Below are 19,203 nucleotides of genomic sequence, written 5' to 3' on the forward strand. Positions count from 1 at the left end.
AACAATGTACTGCTGAATATACATTATGCAATTAGATCACTGGTTGAGCCACCTCGCGCCGTCGTGGTAACGGCGCATGCGCGGCTTTGCCATTTTGTGCCGCATGCCGCAGTTCCCGCTCTTGCGGAAAGAGCGACAAATAGCGGAACGAAAGCGAATAGATCAGCACGCCGTAGGCAATCACACCCAGGAACGTCGCCACTTCCTGCCAGCTTGGAACATACGAGAGAAACTCATCAAAAGGCAGCGTGGGCAGGGCAAGCGTTTGAATCGTCATCACGAAACGATTCAATGCCACGCCGGCGCAAACCATCACTGCTGCCGTGATCAACCAGCGCAGGTCACGGCGTTTCTTTTCACTCAACAGAATCAATGCCGGAATCAATCCGAGCACGATGATCTCCGTGAACAAAATCCATGTGCCGAACGAGGGCTGCGCGTAGAATTCATAAGCTGAGAATCCTACCGCCGGCGAGGTTTGGTTGATCCAAATCATCGTGTCAATGGCTTTGAAAAGCACATACACGAGCAGCAGGATGCCGGAAATGCGGCCCAATAATCCCAGCGTTTCTTTGCGCACCAATGTTTTCTTCGAAAGTTTCGAAGCAAGCCACGTGGTGAGCAGTACGAAACTCGGGCCCACGGCAATTGCCGAAAGCACGAACAAAAAGAAAGTTGAAGGCCAAATGCCGATGCCCTCGCGAAACGCAAAGGGCCGGCCGCTCAACACGCCGTATAATCCGCCGAGCGAGCCTTGATGAAAGAACGACAGAAATGTGCCAACGCCCGCCAGCACGGGCACAAGTTTGTGCAATTCGAATTCAAAAACCAAAAACGAAGGAATCTGGCGCAGCTTGCGATTCTTGAGCACGATGGGCGCGTATTCCAAAATCAACACGCAGAGATAGCAGGTGATGCAGAACGTCACTTCGGTCAACATCGAGTGCACGTTGGGATGCCAGAACGTAAACCAGGCGCGCAACGGTTGGCCGACGTCAACCATCAACACAGCTATTGCGCCGCTGTAGCAAATGAATCCGAGCACCACCGTGCTGTTGATGACGGCCTTCAATTCGTGCCGTTTGAGAATATAAAGCAGAAATCCCGTAAAAAACGCGCCCGCACCGAGCGCAATGATGGTGAGATCGAGATAAATCCACAAACCAAAAGCAAAACGATTGTCCATGTTGGTTTGATTGAGACCTTCGGCCAGGCAGAGGTATATGGCATATAATCCCAAACCGAAGAGCGCGATCCACGGCAAAAGCCATAATGAAAATTTCCACAGCGGGCTGCGTGAGACGCCGCGCGCGAGCAGTTGCTTATCCATGTGCTGTCTCCTTTTTCGAACGCGCCATGGTTTGCTCCGCCATTTTTTTCACCCAGGGTTGTTCCGAGCGGTAATAAACTTTCGATTCCGTGCCCAGGCTTTCCAAAAAGCGGAACGAACCCTTGGCCCGCGCGAGTTTTGCGACTTCGCTGTTTTCATCGGCGAGATCACCGAACACAATCGCGCCTTGGGGACATGCTTCCACACAAGCGGGCACGTATTCTCCTTCTGCCAATTCGCGGCGACCCTCGGCTGCGGCTTTGGCGCGCGCTGCTTGCAATCGGCCGTGACAAAGATTGCACTTTTCAACCACGCCGCGCATGCGCGGCGCGACTTCGGGGTTCAGCGTTTTCTCCATGCCTTGCGGCCATTCCGCATCCCACCAATTGAAGTAGCGCGCGTGATACGGGCAGGCTGTCATGCAATAACGGCAACCCAAACAGCGCACCGGAATCTGCGCAACTATGCCGCTCTTCGGATCGACTTGCACGGCGTTTTGCGGACATACGCTCACGCAGGGCGGTTCGTTTTCGCATTGCTGGCACATCATGGGCACGAACACGCGCCGGCTTTCCGGAAAGGATTTGCCGTTCGAGTATTCCGTGACGCGCATCCATGTGAGGCCGTTGCGGTCATTGGTTTTGGCATGCGCGGGCGGCACGTTGTTTTCCACCGCACAGGCGATCATGCATGCGCCGCAACCGTTGCAGCGATCCAAATCGATCACCATGCCGTAGCGCGATTTTCCCTCTTGCTTCTTCGTCATAGTCGTCACACTCTCTGCACGTTCGCGGGAGTTACTCTCCAGGTTGCATCATCTGCGATTGCGCAAATGTTCAAAATATTTTCCACGTTCAACACTTCATCTTTTTCAAAGCCAGACGGCGCGGGCCCGAGCGCAACGTGAATCACGCCGGGCATGACGCTTTCATCGAATTGCACTCGCACCTCTGCAACGCCTGCGGCTGTGGTGATCTTCGCGAAGCCACGGTCAACGAGGTTGAGGCTTTTTCCTGTTTGAGGATTGATGCGCGCCTGCTGCCCACCCGGCCGCAACTCGGATTCTTGGAAGACTTTGGTCATCACCGGAGAAATTTGGTGATTGGCCAGAGCGCCGCGCCAACCGAAGGGCATAAGGACGAGAGGAAACTCTGTCGCTGATTCTTTATTCGCGGTTATTGACAGATCAGCTTGATTTTTTTTCAAAAGAGAAGAACGCGGCAAAGTATTGCTCTCAAACACGTCATCGAGCCAACAACCGCCTTCAGCGAGCAATTGCCACAGTTCGTCAGAGGAACTGAGCGCAGCATTGTCGACATATTCGCGGGTTTGCACGTTGAAAACTTTGCCGCGTTGTGTTTCGTGAATGGCAGCAACGCGCTGCTGGATCAAATCAAGCACAGGCTGCTCGCCGCTTGCATTGAATTGAATTCCCGCAGCGTTTGCGAGACGATGCAAAAAGCTTGACGGCCCAATTGCGCCAGCCGGAGGAGTCAACAGCGGACACGACAAATTCAACGAGGCCGTACTCGCATCAAAAGGAGTGGGCACATCTTGCCACGATTCGAAAATCGCGGGCGCGGGAATGAAGTAATCCACGTGCTCCGCGTATGCGCCAAGATTGGGTGCAAGGCTCACGATGAGACTTTTCTGCGGCGCGAGTTTCTTTTCGAGCAACGCCCACGGCAGCGCGCCGCTGGCGACCGCTGCATCTAAAATCAAAACGCGAATCGAATGATCCGGCAGGTGTTCAAGTTCGGTTGCCGGCGCCAATGGTTGTTGCTGAAATTCTTGCGCAAGCGGAAGCGCGCGATGCGTGACGATGCCGCCTTTGCAGTTTACACTGCCGAGCAACAAATTTAATCCGGCAATGGCGCGTTCGGTTTCGCGGCTCAATGGCGCAGCCGGATCGCCATCACCGATTACGACGCACGGTTTGCGATTGGCAAGCATGCTCGCAAGCTGAAAAATCTTATTTGAACTGGTGCCACAAACCTCCGCAACCTGCTCCGTTGTGAATGGTTTGAGTGCTTGCAAGTAATTGTCAAAATCAAGCGCAGAGCGTCGCAACGCGGCTTCATCATAAAGATGTTCATGAATGACGACATGCGCGAGTCCCAGGGCCAATGCCGCTTCTGTTCCAGGTTTAATTGGCAGCCATTCATCAGCCTGCAATGCCGTGTGCGATTGCCGTGTTTCAACTTGAATGATTTTTAAATCAGTTTGTTGACGATTTTTATTGAGTTGCGCCATGCGGCCGGGAGTGCCCCAGCCATCCAAAAGTGGAGCGCCGAAACTGAGAATCGTGCGCGAGTTTTCGAAATCATAACCGAATGTATCTTGCGGCTGTTCGCACATCTCACGCAACGCGCGCAATGTCGCGCCTTCCTGCGCCGGCGAAGTCAGATAAAGCCCATGCGGCAACGCGGTTAAAAATTGCCGGTAGAGCAATGACATCGTGCGCTCGGGTTGCGCATCGAGTACCGCCACGAATTCCATTGCGCCGCTGGTTTGCATCTCGGTCATGACATTCGCAATCGCCGTGATTGCTTCATCCAACGAAACAGGCGAAACGGTTGCATGCATGCGCCGGCACGGTTGCAAGATACGCAAAGGATGATAGGCGAAATGATGCGCCGCAAAGCCCACCGGGCACAATGCGCCGCGGCTCAACGGATGCTCGTTCACACCCCAAAGGCTCACCGGCTGCTCGCCGACGCAACGCGCGCGCACGGCGCATCCCGCCGGGCAAAGGGTGCATGCGCTGAATTTGTTTTGAATTTTTCCTTTGAGCGGCGTGGGCACCCACGGCCAATTTTGCGTCCAAATCGCGCTATCATCAACCAGCTTCCACGGCACGGGTGAGAGCATCAATCCCAACACCGAACCGCCGGCCAGCTTCAGCCAATCGCGACGTGTGATCTGCGTTGCCATAATTCCTTCTCTACTTGTGACAATCCAAACAACTTTCTTGCACGTTGCGCTCATGATGACAGCGTGAGCAATCATCCATCTTCATGCCTTGCCACGGCGCATTGCCGAGGCGCGTCATCGACGGGCCCCAAATGTCGCGGCTATAGCCGCTGATGCGATTGCGCTGCAACGGCCGCAAGCTTTCGGAGCCGCCGTGCGGGCCGTGGCAGCGTTCACAAGTCAACTCAGCAAGCTGCACATGCGGTGCGTGCGAGAAATGAACATTCTCCGGTTGCCGCGCATAAACCAGCCAGGGAATTTCGCGATTGGGCGTGATATACTCTTCCACGAGCTGCTTTTCGTTTTCAGTTTCACCCAAAACCGCAGAATGGCATTCCGCGCATTTCGCCACCGCGGGAATTCCGGTAAAATGCCCGTCTTCACTCGAGGTATGGCAATCCGCGCAAGCCATGCCCACATTTTCGCCGGTGTGGACGTTGTGGCTGAATTGCAAGGGCTGTTCAATGTTGCGATACAGCAAGGCCGGGAATCCCAGCCAGCCCACGGCCAGCGCGCTAAACAATCCGATGAGAAACATCATCGCGCCGCGATTCTTCATTCCTGTTTCCTCCAACTGGCATAGGGCGAGAAGAAATCGTTGAACAAATGCAATGTCTCCTCGCGATTCAAATGCTGCACCAAGCCGCCGTCAAATCTTCCACCGTCCATCATGAATTTCCGTTCTTGCGGCTGCGTTTGAAAGATTCGTTCGTGCACAAACTCAGAAAGGCGTTGCGTTTCATCGTGCATCCAGGCGCGCGCGGCTTCGCCCTGCACCAAGCCGGAACACAACGATTCTTCTGAAGCGCAGTGTTTAGGCTCGAAGCCTTCGAACAACCAGCCGAGGCGATAGGGATCGGCCGTGACTTTTTCCGGGCAGACGCGCAGATAAGTGTTGCGGCCATTGAGCATCATGCGATTGGGAAATACCATGTGCAGATCCACATTGTTGACCGTCAACACTACGGTTGGCCGCTTGATGCCCCGGCCTTCGACAAAACTGACAGCTTCAGTGTGACCCAACACCTTTGCCAGAAACGCGTCCACGCCCACGTGGCAATAGCCTTCCGCGCTGACATTGAGCCACATGTGATTCGCAGAATAAAACAAGCCTGCGGGCATGGGAATGCCCTCGACTTCATGCATTTCGTTGTCTGCGAGAGCGCCGTCGGCGGGTGAGGTCGATTCTGCGGCGCGCGCTTCCGGCTCGTGCGCCATGGCGACATAAAGCTCGCAATAGCGATGGCCGTCCGTGCCGCAGCGTGAGAGCAATGATTCGCTGTACGGAATGAACTTGGTTGCCGGCGAGGCCGAGCAGTATTGCACCAATGATTCCGCGATGAAAGGACATTCCGATGCTTCGGCAGCGGCCTCGTGCTGTTGCTGCGCCACCGGGCACTGTTGCCAGGCTGCCGAAGAGCAGCGCTCCAGTTCCGTGTGTTCCAAAATGCGCGGAATCATTTTTTTAAACGAGGAGGCGCGGCAATAACGCACGCGCGCTTCTTTGAGAAATGGACAGATCATAACTCACCTCGCTGCCACGGCAAGGTTAAACACGTTCGAAGGTTCGGGAGTCTCAGCGATATCTGATCGCCATACGCCTTACTCATCTTTACCGTTCTCATCTTGTTTCTCGCCGCCGTCCGCCATGGTGAGGCCGAGTTTCGGCAACGCAAAAGCATGATCATCCAATTTTGCAGGGACTTCGGCGCGCCTGCGCAGACGCACAACGACTTCCTGCAACACGCCGGCGGCCAACACCACACAGCAGATGAGCGTCGCCACGCCCAGCGCGATATTGGTGACATTCAGCCAGAATGTCTCCGGATTACTCCAGTCAAACATGGGATGCCTCCATACGACTTTGATTTGTTGAATTGTTTGCAGCGATTACATACCAATCGCTGCCTCAGAGCAATGCTTGCAGATTGGCAAAATGGAGCATCCTAGCGAAACATCAAATGACGAGATGCTACATTGCCTATTCATTACAGTGAAGTGCATCAACAAATGATATGCCGCGTTTTTGTTGGTTACGAGTCTTGTGCGAAGCGCTTGATTTGCTATGAGATAGAGTGAATGCCAAGAATATGAGGATGTGCGCCTGCGTAGAAATTTCCGACAGGCGCGTCGTTCTTTCCAACACGAAGAACAAAGGGAGCAAATGACGATTTGAGTCAGGAATGGTGGGATTCGGATGGGAGGCTAAGACGTTTTTAAACGCGGAAGAGGAGGCCAGCGAACTTACAATCGCACGGCAACCTCTTTAATTTGTGATTTTGCCGTTTGTGCTTTTCATGGCTTTTTTTATCTTGTTGGCGAAAGAAATCGCGTAAATATTCGCTAATGCTATTCAATCATGCGTAATCAGAGCAGGAAGAGATGCGACAGCAATTTAAAAAATGGCGCAACATTTTCGGTGTCTGGCTCATTGCCGGGACGCTGTACAGCTTGCAGTCGTGGTATTATCGCACGAAGTTCGGTCAAGATGCTTCGTTGAGTGGCATTCTGCCCTCGGCATTGAGCTTTATTCTGCTGTGGTCGCTGTTGACGCCGCTGATTTTGTGGCTTGCGGAACGTTTTCGCATCGAACGGAAACATTGGTTGTCGCGCGTGGGCGTGCATTTGGTTTTTGCGTTTGTGCTCGGCATCATTCAGCAAGCTGGATATAATGGCGTGATCATGTGGGCGCGCGCAACGCCTGAGCGGCCGTTTTTGTGGGAACGCTTGAGTCAATCCGTGCTCGCCAACGTCGATTACAGCATGCTGGTCTACTTTGTCGTTTTGCTGGTCAGTCACGCGTTGGATTATTATCGCCGATTTCATTCCGAGCAATTGAAGGCGGCGCAGTTGCAAGCGGAACTGGCGGCTGCGCAACTGCAAGCGCTCAAGATGCAACTGCATCCGCATTTTCTCTTTAACACCCTCAACAGCATTGCCGTCCTGATTCGTGAAGAGCCTGAAACCGCGGCGCGCCTGCTGGATTTATTGAGCGATCTCCTGCGCCAAACGCTAGCCAACGCCGGCAAACAAGAAATTCCTTTGCGCGAAGAGATCGAGTTTCTGCGGCATTATTTGGAAATCGAGCAAACCCGCTTCGGCGACCGCTTGACAGTGCGCCTGAACATTGATACGGATACGCTTGAAGCGTATGTACCAAATTTAATTCTGCAGCCTTTGGTTGAGAACGCGCTGCGCCATGGCATTGCCAAACGCCGCGGCCCCGGCGTTATTGAGATTCAAGCGCAACGGAAAAACGGCGAGTTGCAACTGCATGTTCATGATAATGGCGGCAGTTATACGCCGGAACAGAAGCAGGAGTCGAACGGCGGCATCGGTTTGGAGAACACGCGCCGCCGCTTGCAAACGCTTTACGGCGATCGTGCCCATTTCGAATTGAAGCCGGTGCAGCCCACCGGCGCCGTGGCAACTCTTATCATTCCCTTTCATGAATAAGATTCGAACACTAGTGATTGACGACGAGCCGCTCGCGCGGCGCGGCGTGCGCCATCTGCTCAAAAGCGAGCCGGATATCGAGATTCTCGGCGAATGCGGCGATGGCCTGCAGGCCGTGGAGGAGATAACCGCACAGACGCCGGATTTGATTCTGCTGGATGTTCAAATGCCGGAAATGGATGGGTTTGCTGTTTTGCAGGCGCTCACCGGCGGGCGGCCGCCGCTGGTGATTTTCATCACAGCGTATGATGAGTTTGCCTTGCACGCTTTTCAAGCGCATGCGCTTGACTATCTGCTCAAACCGGTCAAACCACATTTGTTCAAAGTCGCGCTCGACCGCGTGCGCGCGGTTTTGCAGTTTCAGCAAACCCGCGCATTCGAACAAAAGCTTGAGGCGCTGCTGCAGCATCTGCCCGGCAGCAAACGTTATGTCGAGCGGCTGATGGTTCGAACGGCCGGAGGCATGCAACTCCTGCCGGTGCATGAGATCGATTGGTTCGAAGCCGAGGGCGATTACGTCCGTATTCACAAAAGCGGCAAAAAATACTTGCTGCGCGAGCGCATGAACGGTTTGGAGGCGCGGTTGAATCCCCAAAAATTCTTGCGCATTCATCGCTCGGCCATCGTCAATATCGATCGCATTCATGCCATGCAGCCGCGCACCAACGGCGATTACGCCGTGATTCTGACAAGCGGCGCACAACTCACTTTGAGCCGAACCTACCGCGAAAAAGCTTTTGCGATCCTGCAACACCCCCTCTAAGGAACGCCATTTAAATAACTTACTCATTTGGGGAACCGCTAATAAACGCGAATATTCGCTAATATTAAAATTCGCGTTTATTGGCGTGCATTCGCAGTTTAAGATTTGGGCAAGTTATTTAATCGACAATCCTGAGCGCTCACCGCTTCACCGCAGTTTTACCACGTTTCATCTTTCCCGCCTTCGTCTCATCGCAAAGCGATTGCATCACTTCTCTTTTTCTCGCTAACATGCGCCAAGCGTGTGTGATTTTAACGTCAGGCATTTAGCAAAATCTTCACGTCTAGTTGTTTGCACGGTTGGGCCTTTGGTCATGTTTAAATACGGAGGACAGCATGATTCGCATTTTGAGTTGCGTTGCATTGGCTTGGTTCGGCTTTGTCTCTTCCTTGCTTAGTCAAAGTTTCACCAAAATTACCGGCGGCGCAGTCGTGACCAACGGCGGCGCTTCGCGCAGCGTGAATTGGGTCGACTACGACAATGATGGCTTTCTCGATTTGTTTGTGAGCAACGGTTTGCGCGCCGGGCAGGATAATTTTTTATATCACAACGACGGGTTACCGGATTTTTCGTTCACGCGCATTACCGGAGCGCCGATCGTCAGCGATCGCGGGAAATCCGATGGCAGCAGTTGGGGCGACTACGATAACGACGGCGATGCCGATGTCTTCGTGGTGAATTGGTATAATGACAATAACATGTTTTTCGAGAATAACGGTGACGGCACGTTTGCGCGCATTACCACCGGCGTTTTTGTCAATGACGGCGGGCTTTCTGAAACGTGCAGTTGGGGCGATTATGATAATGACGGCTTTCTCGATCTCTATGTCTCCAACAGCGGCGACGTCAATCAAACCGGACCGCGGCCAAATTTTCTCTATCGCAACAACGGCGATAAGACGTTCGCAAAAATTACCAGCGGCGCCATGGTCACGGATTTGTTCTACTCGCGCGGCATTAATTGGGTTGATTATGACGATGACGGCGACCTTGATATGTTCGTCGCCAATGAAGAAAATCAAACCAACAATTTGTATCAAAACCAGCTTCACGAAACCGGCAGCGCGACTTTCAACAAGATCACCGCCGGCGCGTTGGTCACCGATCGCGCCTCGTCATGGAGCGGCAGTTGGGGTGATGTTGATAATGACGGCGATCAAGATTTGATCGTGGCGAATTGGGGCAATCAAAACAACGCGCTTTATATCAATCATGGCGCAGGAAATTTCGAAAAAATTGTCAACGAAGCCGTGGTGGCGGAGCCGGGCAATTTTGCCTGCAGCGGCTGGGGGGATGTTGATAATGACGGCGATCTCGATCTGTTCTTGACGACAGCCTACGGCGCAACGGCTTCACGCAACCATCTTTACAAAAATTTGTTGATGGAAACCAGCATCGTCATTTTCGAAAAAATCACGGAGGGCAGCCTTGTTAATGATACCGGCCATTCCTATGGCTTCAGTTGGGGCGACTATGACAATGACGGCGATCTCGACATCTTTGTCGCCAAGACGCTCAATGAAGCCGAGAATAATGCGTTTTATCGCAATGACGGCAACGGCAATCATTGGCTCAAGGTTTATTGCTTCGGTGAAAAATCGAATCGTTCCGGCATCGGCGCCAAGGTGAGAGTGAAAGCCGCGATTGCCGGCAAGGCCGTTTGGCAGATGCGCGTGATCGAGGGGCAAAACGGCTATTGCAGCCAAAATTTGCAAGCGCATTTTGGCCTGGGCGATGCGGCCACCATCGACTCCATCAAAATCGAATGGCCCTCAGGCCAGGTTGATGTTCTGAGTCATGTTCCGGTTGATACCTCGCTTACCATCCGTGAATCCAAGATCACCGAGGTGCAAGAGGGTCGCTCTCACGCCCAGCCGGATGAATTTGAACTCGCGCAGAATTATCCGAATCCCTTTAACCCTTCCACCACGATTCGTTACACGCTTGCAGCACCGCAAGCAGTACAGTTGACGATTCATGATACACTGGGAAGGCAAGTGGCGTTGTTGGTTGATAAACATCAAGCGGCGGGCAGTCACACCGTTATTTTCGCAGCGCCTCCGGAATTGAGCGCCGGCATTTATCTCTATACCATCAAAGCGGGACTTTTTCGTGAAACCCGAAAGCTGGCATTGCTCAAATAACCGCTAACAGCAAAGCATGATCCTTACGCCGTAAGGCGCTCAAAGTTAGAATAATCCCGCAGCGGCGGGACTGAAAGTGTTTCGCCTACTGAAATCCCACCGAAAAGGCTTTTTTCTTTCTGTGGCAGTTCTACTGCTGTGGACGAAGTTTTCAAAGCTGCTCGAAGAGCTTCGATTTTCAGCTTGTCTGAAAATTGGGGTAGGCTGTTATGCAAGAATAATCACGTGTGTTGTGTATCACAAACAAAAACGCCGCTTGTTCAGTGGTTGTGAACAAGCGGCGTTCTTAATTTCTCCCTCGAGCAATGAAACGGCACAATTGGTGATTTTTGCGTTTGCGCAAGATGTCACTCTCGTGCTGTCAATTCTTAGTCGATCTGTTTTAAGCTGTGCTCCACCATTTCCGCAGATTTTATGCGCATCCGCACATCGACAGCCATGCACTTTCCCGGTTCGTGAAACAATAGAAAGGGATTCATATCCATCTCGATAATTTCGGGGAAATCTTGGGCAAGCTGAGAAACGCGCAACAAAATCTCATAGAGCTTCTCGAATGCCACGGGCGCTTCGCCGCGCACGCCGTGCAAAATCGCCTGGCCGCGCAGAGATTGCACCAGCATCTCCGCGTCTTCCCAGCAGAGCGGCACAACGCGCAACGCAACATCTTTTAACGCCTCCACATAAATTCCTCCCAAACCAAACGCGACGACCGACCCGAATTGCGGAACGGCATGAATGCCGATCAAGGTTTCCCGCCCGCCGCTGATCATTTTTTGCAGCATGAATTGGGTTTGTGAGATGGGTATCTGCAAGGCGCGCAGCCGCGTTTCCAAATCAAGATAAGCGGAAGCCAGCTCGTCGCGATTGCGCAAATTCAGGCGTACGCCCTGCGCTTCGGTTTTGTGCAATAGAGCTGCACTCGAAATTTTCAACACCACCGGAAAACCTAACGCCACGGCACAGGTTTGAACTTCGGACCAATCCCGGCAAAGACGATGTGAAACCGCCGGAATGCCATAAGCCTCGAGCACAGCGAATGCAGCGGCATCACTCAAAAATTGTTGCCCGCCGGCAAGCGCTTGCGCCAGCAATTCCCGGACGCGCTTTTGATCGACGTCGAAGCGTGCCGGCAGAGTTCTTGGAGTTTGCCGCCATTTGGCATAACGCACCATCGCCGCCAGGCTGCGCGCAGCGGACTCCGGAAAAGGAAAGGCCGGTATGCGATGGCGCTGCAATTCTGCAAAGCCGGTGGCAATGCCGCGCATTCCCATCAAACAACCCATTACCGGTTTGTCAAAATCTGCCGCGACCGCAGAAATCGCGCGTGTCACTTCCACGACGCCAGTGGCAAGCGGCGGCACGAAAATTACAATCGCCGCATCAACCGCGGCGTCGCGCAATGTTTGCTGGAGTGCAAATTGGAATTCATCTGCTGTGGCTGCCGGCAGCAGATCGACCGGGTTGCGCACACTCGCTTCGGGCAGCAGGCGCTCGCGTAAACGTTGTTGGGTTTCGTCAGAAAGTTGGGCGAGAGATAATCCAAGATTTTCGCAGGCATCTGTTGCCATGATTGCCGGTCCGCCGGCGTTGGTGATGACGGCCACGCGATTGCCACGCGGCAACGGTTGATTCGCCAACCCCATGGCAAAATCGAACATTTCTTCGATGCTATTGGCGCGCAGCACGCGGCATTGCGCAAACAGAGCATCAAAAGCCTCATCAGAACCGGCGACCGCGCCGGTATGCGAACTAACGGCGCGCGCGCCGCCCTCCGAGCGTCCGGCTTTGACGACGATGATGGGTTTTGTCTGTGTGACCTCGCGCGCGAGCTGCACAAACTTTTGGGGATTGCCAAAGCTTTCCAGATACATCAGAATCACGTTGACCGAATCATCATCTTTCCAATATTCGAGCAAATCGTTGCCGCTTACCTCCGCTTTGTTGCCAATCGAAGCAAACATCGATACACCCAAATTTAAACTGGCGGCATAGTCGAGAATGGTCACGCCCAACGCGCCGCTTTGCGAAGCAAAGGCCACTTCTCCGCGCATGGGATATGAGCCGGCAAAAGTGGCATCCAGGCGAACCGCGGGATCGGTACAGATCACGCCCATGCAATTCGGGCCGATCATGCGCATGCCGTGCGTGCGTGTGATTTCCACCAACTGCCGTTCTTGCTGTGCGCCCTCTTCTCCAACTTCTTTGAAGCCTGCGGTGATGACGATCAAACCTTTCACGCCTTTTTGCGCACAAGCAAGCGCCGCTTCCAAAACTTGCGGCCGCGGCACAACGATAACCGCCAAATCCACAGGCCCGGGCGTTTCCAAAATCGAGCGATAAGCTTTCACCGCTCCGACAAATTCCGCCTGCGGGTGAATCGGATATACCGGGCCGTTGAAATCGGCACGCAGCAGTTTATCAAACAGCGCGCGGCCAATCGAACCCGGCCGGGTCGAGGCGCCAATCACAGCAACGGAGGTGGGCCGAAAAATCTTATCAAGTGATTTCGACATGGAGATCTGTGAGTAAAGTATGCAAGAGCATCATCTTCGCCCGGTGCTGCCAAAGCCTCCGCCGGCGCGTGAGGTTTCATTAAGTTCTTCGACTTCGACGATTTCGGCATGCGCGACTGCGGTGATCACCAGTTGCGCGATGCGATCGTGCGGATTGATGGTAAAAGGTTCATGGCGATGATGATTGATCATGATCACACTCAACTCGCCGCGATAATCAGCGTCAACCGTGCCCGGTGAATTCAACAGCGTGATGGCATGCTTGAGCGCCAGGCCGCTGCGCGGCCGCACTTGCGCTTCATAACCGGGCGGCAACTCGAGGGCAATACCGGTTGGAATTAAAGCGGACTCTCCCGGCCCCAAAACTTTGGGCGCTTCCAGGCACGCGCATAAATCCATGCCGGCGGCAAGAGCAGTTTTATATTCTGGTAACTTTGCATGCGGGTGAAGTTTTTTGAGTTTGAGTCGAAGATTCACGCGTTTTGTTCCTCGATGAAAATTGTATGAAGGGGTTCGTCACATTCAACAAGATCATCACAATTTTTTGATTGGGCGGCCTCGGCGTTATTCGAGACTAAATAAAAATTCCACTTCCTCGCGAAGCTGCACGAACAGCGATTTGTCGAAATCGTTCGGCAAGTTTTCTATCAAACTATTGGCCACGCTGCGGTAATACCAGGCTTGTTGCTCGCGCCCGCGGTTGAAGCGTTCCCACACGGCTTTACCGATTTTGAGATACTCTTCCACGATGCTGCGCACGTTATGCAGTTTGTCAGCTGCCATGACCAGCTTAACCGTCAGCGGGGCGGTGGGCAAGAAATCAATTGTGTGCTGTTTGCGTTTTTCCCAGGGCCAGGATTTATCCGGCTCCGAGCATTGCGCGACGATCTCGGCGATCTCATCGCCGAATTGCTGGCGTAATTGGGCGAGTGTTACCGGCGTATCCTCGATCACATCGTGCAGGATACCTGCGATAACAACTTCCGTTGGGCAGCGTGCTTCGAGCAACAACATGCCGACCGCATAGGGGTGCACGAGATAGGGAACGCCTGTTGCTTTGCGCGTCTGCGCCCGGTGCGCGACGGCGGCTGTTTCAAGGGCGCGATCGAGCAGCGCCCAATCGCGCGCCTCGAAAAATTGTGGGTTGACCCGTGGCGTCATGTGAAACCTTTGCTTTTGATCTTGGGTCAAAATACGAAATACCATGTTTCAGTATCAAGGCCAAATTCCAGCGCATGTAGAAGAGTTCAGGCTTGACTTTCCTTCATGTGTTGTCTACTTTGCTGATCGCGCTGGAGAATTCGGCACACATATATACACGACATTTGATATACGACCAAGCATCCGCATGCGCCGCATTTTAAAAAACACCATCATCTCCGTTCCGTTCTTGACGTTTATTGGCGTGACGCTCATCGACACCGCCTGGTTTATGATCGAGCGCATTCCCGAAATCGTGCGGCTGCTGCGCGACGGAGTTTTGCTTGCTGCGATCGTATTGTTGCTGCCGTTACGCCATCAAATTAAGCTGTTCACGGAACGCCGCATTTTTCACACGTTGCGCTACATTTTTTTTACGGTGCTGGCTTGTTTATTGGTGTTGATCGTTGTCGATCAGTACTTGATCGCGTCGCCGGGCGATCATTTGCGGCCCTCGCGCCTGTTCGTTTCCCCGCGCTTTTTTTTGATCGGCACCGTTGCTTCCTTTGTGCTGATTCTGCTGCATCTCCTGCTCTCCGGTTTGATCGCCAATCTCATTTTCTACAAGAGCAAAAGCTCGACGCCGCGCAATTTTCGCCTGCTGGTGTTTGCGATTTTGCTGGTTGCGGCCACCTCTTCGGCGCGCGGGCGGGTGAATTTCTTTTTTTCATTCGAAGAAAATTGGCTGGGCGAAATTCCATTTGTCTTGTTGCTCTTGTTGATCGCGGTCAACTCCTTTCGCCATCGCTGGATCGATTTTCTCAACCGCCGGCAAAAGTGGGTGGTATTTCTGATTTCCGGGCTTGCCTGCGGCATGGGCGTCATGCTCACGCAGCGGGTGATCGACAGCTTCGTGGCCGACCATAGCGTCGCCTATGCGGCGGTGTGCGGCGCGATCGCGCTTTGCTTCAGTGTTTATGCGGGTTTCACCGCGGTTGCTTTGCTGCTGCACCTGCCCACCGCCGGCAGTTTTGATGAAAAAATCAATGCCATCAAAACGCTGCAGGAGGTGAGCCAATCCATCAGCCATTTTATGGAACGCGAGCAGTTGATGGCGATGATCACGCAACGTGCGCTGCAAGTCACCAAATCTGATTTTGCCTGGCTGGAATTGCTGGAAGGCGAGAATAACGATTTGATGCTCAGTTCGGCGGTCAATCTTTCGGAAGATGAGAAACAGCGCATGCCGTTGCATCGTGCCGCCGGCATCAGCGGCTGGGTAATCCAAAATCAAAAGAGCCTGTTGATCAACGATGTTACCGAGGACGCCCGCGCCCTCCAGGTGCAGCCGTGGAAAAAAGACATCGGCGCAATTCTCGCCGTGCCATTGATCTCGCGCAGCAAGATTTTGGGCGTCCTGTTCTCGGCAAAGCAGGATTATTTTGGCTACGATCAATTCGATCAGGACATGCTGCAATCGTTTGCCGATCAAGCTGCGATTGCTTTTCACAATGCGCATTTGTTGGAAGAGTCGATTGAAAAAGAGCGGCTGGCGCAAGAACTGCGCGTGGCGCACAAGGCGCAAGAAAAGCTGCTGCCGAAAGTCATGCCGGAGATTGCCGGACTTGATGTGGCCGGCGTGAGCGTGGCGGCAAAAGAAGTGGGCGGCGATTACTATGACGTGTTTGCGATCGGGAATAAACTCGTTGTTGTGGTGGGAGATGTTTCCGGCAAGGGCGCGGCCGCAGCATTTTACATGGCGCAGGTGAAGGGCGTTATCGAGGCCATTGGCCGGCTGTATGAATCGCCGCGCGACGTTCTCATTCAAGCCAACCGTATTCTCTGCCGCAGTTTGGAGAAGAATTTATTCATCACGCTTCTCTATGCGATCTTTGACCCTGGCACCATGACGATGACGTTTAGTCGCGCCGGGCACAACCCCCTGTTGTGTTCACCGAAAGAGGGTGAAGTTTCATTCCTGCAACCCTACGGCATGGCCATCGGCTTGGAAAACGGTGCGGTGTTTGAGTCGGCTTTGGAGCAATTAACATTGCCGCTGGCGCCCGGCGATTTTTTTGTGTTTTACACCGACGGCGTAGTGGAGGCGCGCAACATGCAGGAAGAAGAGTATCAGGAACGATCGTTGCTCGCGCTGGTGCAACAACGCGATTACAAAACCGCCAGCGCCTTGAAAGATCGTATTTTATTGAGTGTGTACGATCACGTTGGCCTGGCGAATCCGCATGATGATTTTACCGTCGTGGTGGTGGGAGTCACCGAACAACAACGCCACAAAACTCGTGCAGCCGAGAGGGCGTTTGGCGCAGTGCAAGAAATGGCAGAGCTCTCTTGATGAATGCTTTCGAAAAAATCGCGCTGGAAAAAATCCGCGAGGCGATTGCGAACGGAGAATTCGATAACCTTCCCGGCAAGGGCAAGCCGCTGATGCTGGACGATGAGCCGGACGTTCCACGGCATCTGCGCATGAGTTTCAAAATTTTGAAGAATGCCAATATTTTACCGGAAGAAGTGCAACTTCGAAAAGACATTCACCTTTTACAACAACAGCTTGCCGCCGCGCAGGATGAATTAGAGCAACGCCATCTTCGCCGCCAAATCCGCGATTGTGAAACACGTTTTAATATATTGATGGAACGCCATCGCCGGCAGCTAACCCAATAATCCAAACACGCGCTCTGACGCATTCACACTTTTTTGTTTTCGAAATTATCTCGTGAGATGCCAAACTATCACTCTTGTGATTAACACCATCCACATCGGCATGTCGCTTTCCAACCCCTCTTAACGTATGAGTGAAGCGAAAGTCTGCATTATCGGCGCCGGCGCTTCCGGCATTGCTGCAGCTAAAGTTCTTCATGAAAAGGGCGTCCCGTTCGACTGTTTTGAGAAAGGTTCGAGCATTGGCGGCGTTTGGCGCTATCAAAATGACAACGGTTTGTCCTCGGCCTATGCTTCGTTGCACATCAATACCTCGAAAGAGCGGATGGCCTACTCCGATTTTCCCCTGCCTGAAGATTATCCTGATTATCCTCATCACACCCATATCGCAAAATATTTTGACGATTACGTCGACCACTTCGGCTTTCGCAACAAAATTACCTTTTGCGCCGAAGTCACGGACGTTGCTCCGGCTCCCGCAAACCGTTGGGACGTAACACTGGCAGGAGGGAGGAAGAACCGTTATCGCGCTGTGCTCGTAGCGAACGGCCATCATTGGGATCCCCAATGGGCGCAATTCCCGGGCACCTTTGCAGGTGTGCAGATGCACTCGCATCATTACAAAACACCTGAGGTGTTTGCCGGGAAGAACGTTTTGGTGATCGGCATTGGCAATTCCGGCGTTGATATTGCTTGTGAAAGCGCACGCGTGGCGGCGCAAACCTTTCTTTCTACACGGCGCAGCGCGCACATCATACCCAAGTACATCCTGGGCAAGCCCGTTGATCACTACACCACGCCGTTGTCGTCGCGTTTGCCGCTGGCGATTCAAACGTTAAGCTTCAAGCTGTTGCTCTGGCTGGCGCGCGGCCCGCAAAAGCGTTTTGGCATCAGGGAGCCGCAGCACAAAATCCATCAAGCGCATCCCACGATTTCCTCGGATCTGTTGAATTTGATCGGGCACGGACAAATCAAGATCAAACCCAATGTCAAAAACCTCGCCGGGGAAGCAGTTGAATTCGAAGACGGCAGCCGGGAAAAGATTGATCTCATTCTCTACGCCACAGGATACAACGTAACGTTTCCGTTTTTTAAGCCGGAGGTTCTAACCGTGCCGGATAATGAGTTGCCGCTTTATCGCCGCGTCGTCTCGTTGCAACACCCCAATCTCTTTTTTATCGGTTTGCTGCAGCCGTTGGGCGCGATTATGCCGCTGGCTGAATGGCAATCACAATGGGTTGCTGGACTGCTCGCCGGCGCATGCAAGCTGCCGGATTTTTCCACGATGCAGCGCGAAGTTGAGCGCGAACGCGAACAAATGCGCCGGCGCTACGTCACGTCTGCGCGACACACCATGCAGGTAGATTATTTTCCATATATTCGGCAACTCAAACGCGAGTTACGGCGGGTGTGATGCAAGTTTTGGAGGCGAGGATGCTACTTTTGAGAGGAGAGGATTAGGCGCTCGAACAGTGCGTCAAAAGAGGATGCGCGCCAATTGTTGCCAGCGAATGGGATTTAGTCTGGTTGCCGGGCTTCGAGATATGTCAACCGCGTGTCAAGCTTTTCGATCGTGTGATTTTGTTTGAGATCGGATTCTTCCAAGGATTCAACTCTGTTTTCGATGCGATCATCTCTGGCGCCGAGCGCGAGTTTTTCCACGTTAAAGTCATCAAAGTACTTGGTGATCCGATCGGCAATGGTGTAGATTTGGTCAATAACTTTTTGACTCTTTAGTCTGTCCTGTTCGGCTTTTCTAGCTTCTTGATTATGCAAAGCCAGCATTTTTTCCCAGAACGCTTTGAAATCGTTTTCATAGTCGTTTTGCCTTTCAATCAAATGCTCTAACTTTTTTTCAAAGCCTTGTTGTCTCTTCTCGAACCTTTGTTGTCTCTTGTCAAAGCCTTGTTGTCTTTTTTTAAGGCCTTGCAATCCTCTGTTTAAGTTTTGGTTTCCTCTTTTTAAAGAGTTATGGCTTGTCTCAAAGCGCCGAGTAAGGCTTTTGAGTCCCTTATGAATCTGATTGACCTTTTTGGAGAGGGTCTGAGACTTGGCTGGCATAAGATTTTCCCCGTTGTTGGTTTTTTAAGTGGCGTAAGCGTAGCAATTTCCAATTCAAAAAGCAAAGATTTTTTGCATGATTTTTTATGAGCCTTTACCGTCGTATGGCGTGCCGGCCTTGCTTGGAGGCAAGCGCTGATGTGG

General features: G+C 52.8%; 16 protein-coding genes. 6 read left to right on the forward strand and 10 right to left on the reverse strand.

Annotated elements, in window-relative coordinates; all coding sequences use genetic code 11:
* Positions 1-31: 31 nt before the first annotated feature.
* The 6 genes from FBQ85_00830 to FBQ85_00855 form a co-directional block, all read right to left on the reverse strand.
* Positions 32-1,330, reverse strand: coding sequence for a molybdopterin oxidoreductase (locus tag FBQ85_00830; GenBank protein MDL1873708.1), 1,299 nt, complete (start codon positions 1,328-1,330; stop codon positions 32-34).
* Positions 1,323-2,096: a 4Fe-4S dicluster domain-containing protein gene (locus FBQ85_00835; protein ID MDL1873709.1), complete on the reverse strand. Its 774-nt coding sequence runs from the start codon at positions 2,094-2,096 to the stop codon at positions 1,323-1,325. The genes FBQ85_00830 and FBQ85_00835 overlap by 8 nt, the downstream gene beginning before the upstream one ends.
* A gap of 5 nt (positions 2,097-2,101) precedes the next feature.
* Positions 2,102-4,339 (reverse strand): hypothetical protein, encoded by a 2,238-nt coding sequence (locus FBQ85_00840; GenBank protein ID MDL1873710.1) that lies wholly within the window; start codon positions 4,337-4,339, stop codon positions 2,102-2,104.
* The gene (locus FBQ85_00845; GenBank protein MDL1873711.1) at positions 4,275-4,862 is read right to left on the reverse strand and encodes a cytochrome C; all 588 of its coding nucleotides are present in this window, start codon (positions 4,860-4,862) and stop codon (positions 4,275-4,277) included. The genes FBQ85_00840 and FBQ85_00845 overlap by 65 nt, the downstream gene beginning before the upstream one ends.
* Entirely contained in the window at positions 4,859-5,827 is a 969-nt protein-coding gene (locus tag FBQ85_00850) for a hypothetical protein (GenBank protein ID MDL1873712.1), read from the reverse strand. The genes FBQ85_00845 and FBQ85_00850 overlap by 4 nt, the downstream gene beginning before the upstream one ends.
* 78 nt (positions 5,828-5,905) lie before the next feature.
* Positions 5,906-6,148, reverse strand: coding sequence for a hypothetical protein (locus FBQ85_00855; GenBank protein ID MDL1873713.1), 243 nt, complete (start codon positions 6,146-6,148; stop codon positions 5,906-5,908).
* A 537-nt stretch (positions 6,149-6,685) separates the two neighbouring features.
* On the opposite strand from FBQ85_00855, the gene FBQ85_00860 reads away from it, so the two are divergent.
* From FBQ85_00860 to FBQ85_00870, 3 genes are all read left to right on the forward strand, one after another.
* On the forward strand, positions 6,686-7,759 hold the full coding sequence (locus tag FBQ85_00860; GenBank protein MDL1873714.1) for a signlal transduction histidine kinase, LytS: 1,074 nt from the start codon (positions 6,686-6,688) through the stop codon (positions 7,757-7,759).
* Positions 7,752-8,522, forward strand: coding sequence for a response regulator transcription factor (locus tag FBQ85_00865; GenBank protein ID MDL1873715.1), 771 nt, complete (start codon positions 7,752-7,754; stop codon positions 8,520-8,522). Before FBQ85_00860 ends, FBQ85_00865 begins: the two co-directional genes overlap by 8 nt.
* A gap of 335 nt (positions 8,523-8,857) precedes the next feature.
* The gene (locus tag FBQ85_00870) at positions 8,858-10,666 is read left to right on the forward strand and encodes a T9SS type A sorting domain-containing protein (GenBank protein MDL1873716.1); all 1,809 of its coding nucleotides are present in this window, start codon (positions 8,858-8,860) and stop codon (positions 10,664-10,666) included.
* A 368-nt stretch (positions 10,667-11,034) separates the two neighbouring features.
* Here FBQ85_00870 and FBQ85_00875 read toward each other — a convergent pair whose 3' ends face one another.
* The 3 genes from FBQ85_00875 to FBQ85_00885 all read right to left on the reverse strand — a co-directional run bounded on the left by FBQ85_00875 (position 11,035) and on the right by FBQ85_00885 (position 14,340).
* Complete coding sequence (locus FBQ85_00875) at positions 11,035-13,179, reverse strand: CoA-binding protein (protein MDL1873717.1); 2,145 nt, start codon at positions 13,177-13,179, stop codon at positions 11,035-11,037.
* Between the two features lie 30 nt (positions 13,180-13,209).
* Positions 13,210-13,656: a dUTP diphosphatase gene (locus FBQ85_00880; protein ID MDL1873718.1), complete on the reverse strand. Its 447-nt coding sequence runs from the start codon at positions 13,654-13,656 to the stop codon at positions 13,210-13,212.
* Between the two features lie 87 nt (positions 13,657-13,743).
* Positions 13,744-14,340: a bifunctional (p)ppGpp synthetase/guanosine-3',5'-bis(diphosphate) 3'-pyrophosphohydrolase gene (locus tag FBQ85_00885; protein ID MDL1873719.1), complete on the reverse strand. Its 597-nt coding sequence runs from the start codon at positions 14,338-14,340 to the stop codon at positions 13,744-13,746.
* Positions 14,341-14,383: 43 nt separating this feature from the next.
* Between FBQ85_00885 and FBQ85_00890 the strand changes: the two genes are divergently transcribed.
* The 3 genes from FBQ85_00890 (at position 14,384) to FBQ85_00900 (ending at position 18,412) form a co-directional block, all read left to right on the forward strand.
* Positions 14,384-16,672, forward strand: a complete 2,289-nt coding sequence (locus tag FBQ85_00890) for a GAF domain-containing protein (GenBank protein ID MDL1873720.1) — start codon at positions 14,384-14,386, stop codon at positions 16,670-16,672.
* Positions 16,672-17,001, forward strand: a complete 330-nt coding sequence (locus tag FBQ85_00895) for a DUF1992 domain-containing protein (GenBank protein ID MDL1873721.1) — start codon at positions 16,672-16,674, stop codon at positions 16,999-17,001. The genes FBQ85_00890 and FBQ85_00895 overlap by 1 nt, the downstream gene beginning before the upstream one ends.
* Before the next feature lie 127 nt (positions 17,002-17,128).
* On the forward strand, positions 17,129-18,412 hold the full coding sequence (locus tag FBQ85_00900; protein MDL1873722.1) for an NAD(P)/FAD-dependent oxidoreductase: 1,284 nt from the start codon (positions 17,129-17,131) through the stop codon (positions 18,410-18,412).
* Between the two features lie 104 nt (positions 18,413-18,516).
* Here the strand turns inward: FBQ85_00900 and FBQ85_00905 are convergent, their stop codons facing one another.
* A complete protein-coding gene (locus tag FBQ85_00905; protein MDL1873723.1) occupies positions 18,517-19,059 on the reverse strand; it encodes a hypothetical protein in 543 nt (180 codons plus the stop codon).
* Between the last annotated feature and the right edge of the window lie 144 nt (positions 19,060-19,203).

The sequence above is a fragment of the Cytophagia bacterium CHB2 genome (assembly GCA_030263535.1).
In the GTDB taxonomy this organism is placed as follows: Bacteria; Zhuqueibacterota; Zhuqueibacteria; order Zhuqueibacterales; family Zhuqueibacteraceae; genus Coneutiohabitans.